General features: G+C 52.8%; 12 protein-coding genes. All 12 read left to right on the forward strand.

The window, feature by feature from the left end; genetic code table 11:
* The first annotated feature begins 72 nt into the window (after positions 1–72).
* Positions 73–822 carry an IclR family transcriptional regulator gene (locus AC3ZPD_RS03115; protein WP_490982794.1) on the forward strand — a complete coding sequence of 250 codons (750 nt, stop codon included), beginning with the start codon at positions 73–75 and terminating at the stop codon, positions 820–822.
* Positions 823–872: 50 nt separating this feature from the next.
* Complete coding sequence (locus AC3ZPD_RS03120) at positions 873–1646, forward strand: SDR family NAD(P)-dependent oxidoreductase (protein ID WP_490982795.1); 774 nt, start codon at positions 873–875, stop codon at positions 1644–1646.
* A 34-nt stretch (positions 1647–1680) separates the two neighbouring features.
* The gene (locus AC3ZPD_RS03125; protein WP_490982796.1) at positions 1681–2589 is read left to right on the forward strand and encodes a fumarylacetoacetate hydrolase family protein; all 909 of its coding nucleotides are present in this window, start codon (positions 1681–1683) and stop codon (positions 2587–2589) included.
* Between the two features lie 27 nt (positions 2590–2616).
* On the forward strand, positions 2617–2949 hold the full coding sequence (locus AC3ZPD_RS03130; protein WP_490982797.1) for a UxaA family hydrolase: 333 nt from the start codon (positions 2617–2619) through the stop codon (positions 2947–2949).
* Positions 2949–4109, forward strand: coding sequence for a UxaA family hydrolase (locus AC3ZPD_RS03135; protein WP_490982798.1), 1161 nt, complete (start codon positions 2949–2951; stop codon positions 4107–4109). Before AC3ZPD_RS03130 ends, AC3ZPD_RS03135 begins: the two co-directional genes overlap by 1 nt.
* Before the next feature lie 50 nt (positions 4110–4159).
* Positions 4160–4954, forward strand: coding sequence for an SDR family NAD(P)-dependent oxidoreductase (locus tag AC3ZPD_RS03140; RefSeq protein ID WP_094092978.1), 795 nt, complete (start codon positions 4160–4162; stop codon positions 4952–4954).
* 23 nt (positions 4955–4977) lie between these two features.
* Entirely contained in the window at positions 4978–5706 is a 729-nt protein-coding gene (locus AC3ZPD_RS03145; protein WP_490982799.1) for a (Fe-S)-binding protein, read from the forward strand.
* Complete coding sequence (locus tag AC3ZPD_RS03150; RefSeq protein ID WP_490982800.1) at positions 5703–7235, forward strand: LutB/LldF family L-lactate oxidation iron-sulfur protein; 1533 nt, start codon at positions 5703–5705, stop codon at positions 7233–7235. The genes AC3ZPD_RS03145 and AC3ZPD_RS03150 overlap by 4 nt, the downstream gene beginning before the upstream one ends.
* Entirely contained in the window at positions 7207–7980 is a 774-nt protein-coding gene (locus AC3ZPD_RS03155) for a LutC/YkgG family protein (protein WP_490982801.1), read from the forward strand. Before AC3ZPD_RS03150 ends, AC3ZPD_RS03155 begins: the two co-directional genes overlap by 29 nt.
* 50 nt (positions 7981–8030) lie before the next feature.
* Positions 8031–8480, forward strand: a complete 450-nt coding sequence (gene fucU, locus AC3ZPD_RS03160) for an L-fucose mutarotase (RefSeq protein ID WP_490982802.1) — start codon at positions 8031–8033, stop codon at positions 8478–8480.
* A complete protein-coding gene (locus tag AC3ZPD_RS03165) occupies positions 8470–9318 on the forward strand; it encodes an amidohydrolase family protein (RefSeq protein ID WP_490982803.1) in 849 nt (282 codons plus the stop codon). Before fucU ends, AC3ZPD_RS03165 begins: the two co-directional genes overlap by 11 nt.
* A 190-nt stretch (positions 9319–9508) precedes the next feature.
* Positions 9509–10525: an SDR family oxidoreductase gene (locus tag AC3ZPD_RS03170; protein WP_490982804.1), complete on the forward strand. Its 1017-nt coding sequence runs from the start codon at positions 9509–9511 to the stop codon at positions 10523–10525.
* Positions 10526–10674: the final 149 nt, after the last annotated feature.

The raw sequence follows: 10674 nt of genomic DNA on the forward strand, positions 1-10674 counted from the left end.
CGATGATATGATCAGGTTATTAAAATAATAAACAACGGTTTAGTATAATAAACCATTTGGCTGGAGGCAGGAATGGAAAGAAAATACTGGGTTCCGGCTTTGGAGAAAGCAAACGATATTTTGCTGCTGATCAGCGAGCATCCCGCGGAGCTCAAATTGATCGATTTGTCCAAACAGCTGGAAATCAACAAAAGCTCCATGTTTACGCTGCTGAACACGATGGAAACGCTTCAATGGGTAGTTCGTGAAAATGACGGCACTTACTCGTTGGGTTCCAAGCTGGGCGCTTGGGGCAACGCGTTTTTCAAGCAGTTCAGTCTCATTGATCGTTTCCGGAAGGAAGCGGCTATAACGAAGCAGACTCTTCTTGAGACGATCCAGCTTGCCAAACTGGAGCAGCAAGAGGTGTTATATCTCGCCAAGGAGGAAATGCCATCCCCCGTCAGGATTGCTTCAGAGCCGGGCAAAAAGCTGCCCGCCCATGCGACGGCGCTCGGGAAAGCCATGCTCGCGTGGCTGGATCACGCGGAACTTGGTGCCTTATATGCCGAAGATGAGCTCGCGCCGAGCCTTACCCAGCATACGCTGCGTTCCCGGGAAGAGCTGCTCCGGGACCTCGCAGCCGTGAGGGAGACCGGCTATGCGTTTGATATGGAAGAGGCGGTGATGGGCTTCTGCTGCGTAGCTGCTCCAATCCGCGACGGTGACGGGCGGGTCGTGGCCGCGATCAGCTGCTCCATGTTTAAGCATGAGTGGGAGCAGAAGCGGGAATTGGCCAAACAAGAAATTTGCGCTCTGGCAAAAAGGTTGTCGCAATCCTGAAGCTAGAAAGTGGTAAACCTCTACTAATTATGAATGAGGAGTTGAAAGCCATGAGACTGCAGAACAAAATCATACTTATCACCGGTTCCGGTTCAGGGATCGGCAAAGCGACGGCGCTTCTGTTCGCCAAGGAAGGCGCGACGGTCATTGTCAACGATTTGGCGGCGGATAAGGGCCGGGAGACGGTGGAGGAGATTACGTCGGAAGGCGGATCGGCTGTATTTATCCAAGCCGATGTGACCGTCCCTGAATCGGTAAAGTCGATGGTCGACGAAGCGATCGCAAAATTCGGCAGGATCGACGTTCTGTTCAACAATGCCGGGGTCAGCGGTGTCGGCGCCATTCATGAGGTAGAGCCGGACGCGTGGGACCGCGTGATCAACATCAATATCCGCGGCGTCTTTTTGCCGAACAAATACGTGATCCCTCACATGATGGAGCAGCAGGGCGGATCGATTATCAATATGTCCTCCTGCATTGCCGAAATCGGTTTGGCCCGCCGGGCCTCCTACTCGGCGACCAAAGGAGCCGTTCTCGCTTTAACGAAGTCCATGCAGGTCGATTACGCCCCTTACGGCATCCGCGTAAACGCCTTATTGCCGGGTACGGTGCTAACGCCGTTTGTCGAAGACTATTTGCGCACTTCCTATGACGATATGGAAGAAGGCTACGAATCGCTTAAAAAACGCCAGCTCAGCGGCGATCTGCTCCGTCCCGAGGATGTGGCCAAGGCAGCGCTGTTTCTCGCATCGGACGATTCGAAATTCATGATGGGTTCCCCTCTTTATATTGACGGCGGCGTCGTCTTTGGCAAAAACGTATAACGTCTATTCTAGAATCGGAGGTTAATGAAATCTTATGAAGCTACTTACTTTTAACGAAAATGGATTACAGCAGTTAGGCGTTAAAACGGACAGCGGCGTTGTACCTATTATGAAAGCGCTGCAAAAGCTTCCGGCCAAGGGCAGCGGCGTACCGACAACGGTCCACCAAGTCATCGAGGGAGGAGAAACGGCTTTATCCGCTTTGCAGGCGTATGTGAACGAGGTGCTGGCAGCAGGCGAAAGCAGCTGCCTCTTGGATGAAGCCCATTTGACTTATGAGCCATGCGTCCCGAATCCGAACAAAATCATCTGCGTAGGTCTCAACTACCGCAAGCATGCGGAAGAAACGAATGCGCCGATTCCGGAGTACCCGATTTTGTTCAACAAATTCAACAATACGCTGACCGGGAACGGTCATGATGTCCCGCTGCCGGTTAAAGTGACGAGCAAGGTGGACTATGAAGCGGAGCTGGTTATCGTGATCGGCAAGGAAGCGAAATACGTGTCCAAAGAAAACGCGCTCGATTACGTATTCGGATACTGCAACGTCAATGATTTGTCGGCCCGCGATCTGCAAATGCGCACCCATCAATGGCTGCTGGGCAAATCTTGCGACGGATTCAGCCCCTTGGGTCCCTACCTGGTAACGGCTGACGAAGTAGGCAACCCGAATGATTTGTCGATCCGCTGCATCGTGAACGGAGAGGTCCGTCAGGACTCGAACACTTCGGATATGATTTTCCATTGTGATGAAATCGTCAGCTACATCTCCCAGCATATGACGCTTACGCCGGGCGATATTATCCTTACAGGAACTCCGGAAGGGGTCGTGCTCGGCTATCCGGAAGAAAAGCAGGTTTATCTGAAAGACGGCGACGTCGTGACGATTGAGATCGAGAAGCTTGGATCCTTGACGAATCGTATGGTGAATGAGCAAGCCTAATTTTTATATAAATAGGGGGTGCCCTGAATGTCTAAAGCTATTGAAGCCGGCGCCAGCGCAATTGTCATGGATGCCCGGGATCATGTGGCAACCGCGATTAAAGATTTACAGGCCGGAGACCACATCACGTTTCTGAAAAATGATCAAGCCACGGAGCTTGTGGTGCTTGACCCTATTCCTTTCGGGCATAAGGTGGCGATTGAAGATGTGCCTGCCGGAACGGAGATACGCAAATACGGAGAAGTCATTGGCCGTACGACAGCCGCCATTCTCGCCGGCCAGCACGTTCATGTGCATAACGTCGAGGGCATCCGCGGCCGCGGCGATCAGGCAAATGCCAAACAAGGAGGAACACAGTGATGACTCACATAATGGGATACAGAAGACCTAACGGCGATATTGGCATCCGCAATCATCTCTTAATTATTCCTACGGTCATTTGCTCCAATCAAGTAAGCAGCCGGATCATGCAAATGGTGCCGGATACGGTTGCCATCCCGCATCAGCACGGCTGCAGCCAAATCGGGGCCGACAAGGACCGGACCTTTGATGTGCTGGCCGGTACGGGCCGCAACCCGAATGTCGGGGGCGTTATCATCATCAGCCTCGGCTGCGAGGTTGTCGATCCTCAGGAGCTTGCCGAAGCTATCCGCCCTACGGGCAAGTTCGTCGAGGTCATCGACATTCAAGCGGTGGGCGGTTCCGTCAAAGCGATCCAGCATGGCGTTGAGCTGGCCAAGGAAATGCGGGCTAAGCTTGATCAGATGCAGCCGGAGCCGGTAGCGCTGAGCGAGCTGATCATCGGCGTCAAATGCGGCGGTTCGGACGCAACCTCCGGCCTCGCATCCAATCCGGCGCTTGGCGCGGCTGCCGATACGCTTATCCAGCAGGGCGGAGGCGTCGTTATCGGGGAGACAACCGAAATCATTGGCGCTGAACACATCCTGGCTTCCCGCTGCTCGACACCGGAAACGTCGAATAAGCTCTACCATATCGTAGACCGGTTCGAAAAAGAAGTAGAACGGATGGGCGCCGATATGCGCGGCGGCAATCCAAGTCCGGGTAATATTGCGGGCGGTTTGACGACGATCGAGGAGAAATCGCTCGGCTGCATCAGCAAATGCGGCACGGCTCCGATCCAAGGCGTGATCGAATATGCGGAGGATATTCCGAAGCATGGCCTGTACTTCATGGATTCCCCGGGGAACGATATCGAATGCGTATCCGGCATGGCTGCCGGCGGCGCGCATCTGGTCTGCTTCACTACCGGACGGGGAACGCCGACCGGCTCGGCCGTTATCCCGGTCATTAAAATTACGGGGAACACACGGATGTTTGAACGCATGTCCGACAACATGGACGTGAATGTCGGCGAAATGCTGGACGGCACGCTCAGCCTGGAGTCCGCGGGCAACCGGATTTGGGAAGAAATTGTGGCGGTTGCAAACGGCAAGCTGACCAAAGCGGAAATATTGGGCCATACCGAGTTCAGCATTAACCGAATTGGACCGAGTTTATAATTCATCCGCGTAACCGGCACAACAAATGAAACCATAGGAGGCTATTGGAAATGGGAAGATTAGCTGACAGAGTGGCTCTGGTGACTGGAGCAAGCCGGGGAATCGGGGAAGCTATTGCCATCCGGCTGGCGGAAGAAGGCGCGCATGTGGCGATCAATTATACGTCGGATCGTTCGCGCCCGCTTGCGGAGAAAGTGAAAGAGCAGGTTGAAGCTCATGGCGTGAAAGCGATGGTTGTCCAGGCGGACGTAGGCAATAAACAGCAGGTCGAAGCCATGTTCGAGCAAGTGCGCGGGCAGCTGGGCGAGGTGGAAATTCTCGTCAACAATGCCGGCATCGCTCCGTTTGAGCCGTTTATGCAGGTCTCGGAGGAAACGTGGGACCGCACCTATAACACCAATGTCAAATCAATATTCGTAGCCTCGCAGCTGGCGGCGAAATCGATGATCGAGAAACGTTACGGCAAAATCATCAATGTACTTTCGACGGCCAGCTTGATGGTCACAAGCCCGGTCATTCCGCATTACCAATCGTCCAAGGCTGCTGCCCATATGCTGACCAAAGGGATGGCGATTGAACTTGGCAAATACAATATCAATGTCAACGCCGTAGGTCCAAGCACCGTAGATACTGACATGTGTACCGACTTTCTGGCTGATCCGGAGATTCGCGCCAAGGAAATCGAAGCCAACCCGATGAAGCGGCTCGGTACTTCCCGGCAGATCGGCGACGCCGTGGTGTTCCTCGCCTCCGAAGAGGCCATGCAGATCAACGGTCATCTGCTGATGGTCGACGGCGGACTCACCGTCAAAGCCGCTCAGCCTGACGACCATATGGAGCACTGACAATCATTCATGAGAGGTGCATCATGAAAGTATCTTTATTCATAACCTGCCTAAGCGACGCCATATACCCCCGAGTGGGGGAAGCGATGGTCCGGCTGTTGGCCAAATATGGCGTGCAATTGGATTTTCCCGACGTTCAAACCTGCTGCGGCCAGCCGGCCTACAACAGCGGGTATTGGGACGAAGCCAGGAAAGCGGCGAAAACGGTGCTGGATGCTTTTGAGGACAGCGACTTTGTCGTTTCCCCGTCCGGTTCCTGTACTTATATGGTTCATCATTATGCCCATCTGTTTCAAGATGATCCCGTCTACTTGGATAAGGCTTTAAACCTGCAGAAAAAAACGTACGAATTCACCCAGTTCCTGGTTCACGTTCTTGGGATTACGGATGTCGGCGCCGTGTTTCCGCATAAAGTCACTTATCATCCGTCCTGCCACGGCAGCAGGCTGCTTGGCATCAAGGATGAGCCAATGAAGCTGTTAAACGGGGTCAGCGGACTCCAGTTTGTTCCTCTTCCTTTTGCGGAGGATTGCTGCGGATTCGGCGGTACTTTTGCGGTCAAAATGTCGGATATTTCAGGCGCTATGGTCACGGAGAAAGCCGATCACGTGAAGGAAACGGAAGCGGAAGTGCTGGTGGGTCTGGATATGGGATGTTTAATGAACATCGCCGGCAATTTGCGTTACCGGGGAGAGCCCGTTAAGGTCATGCATTTGGCCGAGTTGTTATACGAAGGAGTGACCCGGTCATGAACAAGACGAGTTCCGCGCTCAAAACGGTAAAGGAAAGAGCGGACCTGGCACTGAACGACGAGTTTCTGCGCAAAGCGGTCCGGTTCACGACCGAAAGGCTTCGCAGCGGCAAAAAAAACGCCTCCGAGGAACACGGCCGTTGGGACGAATGGCGGGAGCGCGGCAGACAAATCCGGCTGCACACGATCGCCCATTTGGACTATTACTTGAATTTGTTCGCCGATAACGCCCGCGCTAACGGGGTTCATGTCCATTTTGCCGAAACGTCGGCGGAAGCGGTGACAATCGCTTTGGCTATTGCCGAACGCAAATCCGCAAAGTCCGTTGTGAAATCCAAGTCGATGGTAACCGAAGAGCTGCATCTGAATCATGAGCTGGAGTCGATCGGCGTAGAAGCCATTGAGACGGACCTTGGCGAATACATCATTCAGCTTGCAGGCGAAACGCCTTCCCACATTATTATCCCGGCTATTCATAAGAACAGGTATCAGATCGCGGAAATGCTCTCTGAGGTCGCAGGGGAAACGCTGCCGCCGGATACGTCGATTCTCGCCGGCTTCGTCCGCAAGAAGCTGAGGGAGAAATTCCTTGAGGCCGACATCGGCATGACGGGCTGCAACTTTGCGATTGCGGAGACCGGCTCGATGGTTCTGTTTGAAAATGAAGGCAACGCCCGCATGGTCACGACGGTTCCCAAAACGCAAATCACGTTAATGGGCATGGAGCGCATCATCCCGTCCTGGTCCGACCTTGAGGTTATGGCCACGTTATTGCCCCGTTCGGCGACCGGTCAGAAGCTGACCGTCTATATGTCGGGGATAACCGGGCCCAGAAGAGAACAGGACGCCGATGGGCCGGAAGAAATGCATCTTATTATCGTGGATAACGGCCGCTCGCTCCAGCTTGGCGATCCGGAATTCCAGGAGCTGCTGAACTGCATCCGCTGCGGCGCTTGTTTGAATGCATGCCCCGTTTACCGGCATATCGGAGGCCATGCCTACGGGGGAACCTACAGCGGTCCGATCGGTGCTGTGCTGACGCCGGCTCTAAAGAAAAACGTAGCCGAATGGGATGATATCGCGAGCGCTTCCAGCTTGTGCGGCGCTTGTTACGAAGCTTGTCCGGTTAAAATTCCGCTGCATGACATGCTGGTCTCTTTACGCCGCCGCAAGGTGGAAAGCGGGCACAGCCCTTCCATGGAATCCGCGGGCATGAAAGGTTTTGGAGCCGTGATGGCGAATTCCAGACGGTTCAAGCTTGTGCTCGGGCTTGGCAAAATGGGACAAAAGCTGGTCGCAAGAAACGGGGAAATCCGGTCGAAGCTGGGTCCCTTGAAAGGCTGGAACAACTACCGGGTTGCGCCGAGTTTGCCGAAGGAGTCTTTCCGGGACCGCTGGGGAACGCTGGAGCGGGAAATCCGTCATGGCCTGCAAGAGCTGGATCCAGCCGTTCGGGCAAGGATGGAAAACCTTGTGAAGGAAAGGGAAAGGAGAGGTTTCCATGGCGAATACGGAGAATACGGAAAATAGGGAGAACACCCATCAGGAATGGCTGGATTCGCTGAAGAGAGAATCGCTGGCCAAGCAGGAAATGTTTATGAACGGCATTGCCGGCAAACTGGGAAGGCCTCGTATGACCGAGAAGCCGGAGCATCCTTTTCGCGGTGCTCCAGACTTCTGGAACACGTTTGAATGGCCATTGGAAGAGCGAATCGAAAGGTTTACTGCAAATTTCCAAAGTGCCGGAGGGCATGTAGCCAGATGCCTTACGATGGAAGAAGCCAAAACGTTTATCGCCGGCAAAGCGAGGGAAACAAGCGCTAAATACATCATTCGTCAGGATCAGCCGGAGCTTGACGCCTTGGGACTGGAAAGCGAGCTTCCCGGAGCAAAGCTGACGGTTTGGAATCATGAGCAGGAACCTGCTGAACATGCACAAGAGGAGGACTGGAAAGCACGGGCTGCGGAAGCGGATATGGGGATTGTGCTCGTTGATTATGCTACCGCTTACACCGGCTCGATGACCGTGCTGTCCTCTAAGGCCAAGGGCAGGTCCGTCAGTCTTCTTCCTACGATTTTGATGGCCATTCTTCCCGTGGAGCGGCTTCGCACAAGGCTCGGCGAAACACTGGTTCATTTTGACTTGGCCGGAAGAGAAAATCTGCCTGCAGGGATTCATTTTATTTCGGGGCCCAGCCGTTCGGCCGATATTGAAAATGACCTTACCATCGGGGTTCACGGCCCCGGGATCGTTTATGCCATCCTGGTAGGGTAGGGTAAATGGATGACAAAAACAAAAACAGTACGAATCCAGGAGGGAGTCCCTTGTTAATCGGTATATCCAAGCTGATTTCGCCTGACCTGATTAAAATACTCATGGAAATGGGCCATGGCGACGAAATCGTCCTCGCCGACGCTAATTTCCCTGCAGCAAGCGTGGCGCAAAGGCTGGTCCGGGCTGACGGCCATTCGATTCCGGAGCTGCTTGAGGCCATTCTTCGCCTTGTCCCTCTTGATTCTTACTCTTCAAAACAAGCAGCGCTAATGGAAGTCGTCCCCGGCGATCCGGTGGAGACACCGATTTGGGCCATCTACGAGGAAATCATCCATAGGCATTATGGCCAAAACCAGCCGTTCGTCGGTTTCGAAGTAGTGGAGCGATTTGCGTTTTATGAACGGGCTAAAAAGGCTTATGCCATCGTAGCTACGGGGGAATCCGCCCAGTATGCGAATATCATTTTGCGAAAAGGAGTGATTACGGCTCATGCGGATTGATGCTCATCAGCATTATTGGAAGCTGGCCCGAGGGGATTACGATTGGATCACTCCCGATATGCCCGTATTGAACCGTGATTATCTTCCCTCCGATCTGGCGCCTCATCTCAAAGAGCACGGGCTGGACGGCTCAATCGTCGTTCAAGCTGCCCAAGCGGTGGAAGAAACAGATTATTTGCTGTCGTTAGCCGGTGAAGAGGAATCTATTCTCGGGGTAGTAGGCTGGCTTGATTTACAAGATCCGTCCTACAAGGAAAACCTTGAACGGTTTCGGCGTCACCCCAAATTTGTGGGCATCCGCGTCATGATTCAGGAGATGCCCGATGCGGCTCTGATTCTCCATGAGCCCTTTATCGAGGCCTTCACCTATTTGGGTGAGCAGGGCACGCCCGTCGACCTGCTGGTCACCTCGGGCCAGTTGGACTCTCTCGTTCAATTGATCGATTTAGTGCCGAATTTGCATGGCGTAGTGGATCATATAGCCAAACCGGACATTGCCAAACAAAGGCTCGAACCGTGGAAAAGTCAAATGAGGCAGATCGCCGGGCATCCGAATGTGTACTGCAAATTATCCGGAATGGTGACCGAAGCCGGCCATCGGCATTGGCAGCCGTCTGATTTCGCGGCGTATATTCATTCTATTTTGGAGATATTTGGCCCTGATCGCGTGATGTTCGGAAGCGACTGGCCGGTTTGCCTGCTCGCGGCGAGTTATTCGCAAGTGTTTGAGCTTTTGAACGATCAGCTGCCGCAAACCTTGACCGCCGGGCAGAAAGAGAATATTTTTGGCCATAATGCAAGCCGGTTCTACAAATTGAAAGCGCTGCGGCAAACCTGATATAAGCATAGAAAGGAGAGGCGCGGAATAAAAAGCGTATGCCAGCCAAAGTTAGCTGAGTCATGCGATAAAAGTGGGGCAAGAGCTCTGCTTTTTTTGCGTCAATAAAAAATACAGTGTCTTCAAGCAGAGGATATGTTACCTTATACTGGGAAAGAAAAGTTCAGCAAGCGACCTTGGAGGTGGATTTATGAAAGCGCTTTTTATTGGAGGAACCGGAACGATCAGCTCGGCCATTACCCGGCAGCTCATCGAACAGGGAAGTGAGTTGTATCTCTTGAACCGCGGTTCCAGGAATGATGAACTGCCGGCCGGCGTGAAGACTCTTATTGCCGATATTCAAGATGAAGACAAGGTGGCCAAGCTGATTCAGGATTTGGAGTTTGATGTGGTTGCGGATTTTATAGCTTTTGTACCAGAGCAGCTGGAACGGGACTACCGGCTGTTTAATGGCAAAACAAAGCAATTCATCTTCATCAGCTCGGCTTCCGCTTATCAGACTCCGCTGTCCGATTACCGGATCACCGAGGGCACGCCTTTGTCCAACCCGCTGTGGGAATACTCCAGAAACAAGATTGCCTGTGAAGAATATTTGATGAAGCAATATCGCGAGCAGGGTTTCCCCGTTACGATTGTTAGGCCAAGCCATACTTATGATGAGCGTTCCATTCCGCTGGGCGTCCATGGTAGCAAAGGAACATGGCAGGTTGCCAAACGAATGCTGGAGAACAAGCCCGTTATCATTCATGGCGACGGGACTTCCTTGTGGACAATGACGCATAATAGGGATTTTGCAAAAGGGTTTATCGGTCTCATGGGCAATATTCATGCCATCGGCGAATCGGTGCACATTACCTCCGATGAATCCGTAACCTGGAATCAAATTTATGAAATCATCGCAAGCAGCCTGGGCGTCAAACTGCAAGCCGTGCATGTGTCATCGGTGTTTCTGGCGGCCTGCAGCACCGAGGATTACCGGGGCGGTTTGTTAGGCGATAAGGCTAATACAGTGGTGTTTGATAACTCCAAGATCAAAAGGCTGGTTCCGGAATTTACAGCCACTATCCGCCTTGATCAGGGAATTAAAGAAACGGTGGACTATATCCTGACCCATCCTGAATATCAAACAGAGGATCCGAAATTTGACGCCTGGTGCGATAAAGTCATTCAAGCTTTGGATGCCGCTGCAGACGCAATCAAAGACTGAACGGAAAGAGGGACAAGGGGACAGGGTGAACTGTACCCTTTGTCAAGGACACTTGTAAAAAAAGGGACTTGTGGTTTTAAGCCGCAGATAAAAGATGATTCCTGTACTGTACAGGAGTCATCTTTTTACGTCCCCATTGATATCTGTGG

The sequence above is a fragment of the Paenibacillus mobilis genome, assembly GCF_058267595.1.

What these genes read in the sequence shown, in the direction of transcription:
- AC3ZPD_RS03115 (WP_490982794.1), top strand. Translation starts at nt 73, where the DNA reads ATGGAAAGAAAATACTGGGTTCCGGCTTTGGAGAAAGCAAACGATATT.
- AC3ZPD_RS03120 (WP_490982795.1), top strand. Translation starts at nt 873, where the DNA reads ATGAGACTGCAGAACAAAATCATACTTATCACCGGTTCCGGTTCAGGG.
- AC3ZPD_RS03125 (WP_490982796.1), top strand. Translation starts at nt 1,681, where the DNA reads ATGAAGCTACTTACTTTTAACGAAAATGGATTACAGCAGTTAGGCGTT.
- AC3ZPD_RS03130 (WP_490982797.1), top strand. Translation starts at nt 2,617, where the DNA reads ATGTCTAAAGCTATTGAAGCCGGCGCCAGCGCAATTGTCATGGATGCC.
- AC3ZPD_RS03135 (WP_490982798.1), top strand. Translation starts at nt 2,949, where the DNA reads ATGACTCACATAATGGGATACAGAAGACCTAACGGCGATATTGGCATC.
- AC3ZPD_RS03140 (WP_094092978.1), top strand. Translation starts at nt 4,160, where the DNA reads ATGGGAAGATTAGCTGACAGAGTGGCTCTGGTGACTGGAGCAAGCCGG.
- AC3ZPD_RS03145 (WP_490982799.1), top strand. Translation starts at nt 4,978, where the DNA reads ATGAAAGTATCTTTATTCATAACCTGCCTAAGCGACGCCATATACCCC.
- AC3ZPD_RS03150 (WP_490982800.1), top strand. Translation starts at nt 5,703, where the DNA reads ATGAACAAGACGAGTTCCGCGCTCAAAACGGTAAAGGAAAGAGCGGAC.
- AC3ZPD_RS03155 (WP_490982801.1), top strand. Translation starts at nt 7,207, where the DNA reads ATGGCGAATACGGAGAATACGGAAAATAGGGAGAACACCCATCAGGAA.
- AC3ZPD_RS03165 (WP_490982803.1), top strand. Translation starts at nt 8,470, where the DNA reads ATGCGGATTGATGCTCATCAGCATTATTGGAAGCTGGCCCGAGGGGAT.
- AC3ZPD_RS03170 (WP_490982804.1), top strand. Translation starts at nt 9,509, where the DNA reads ATGAAAGCGCTTTTTATTGGAGGAACCGGAACGATCAGCTCGGCCATT.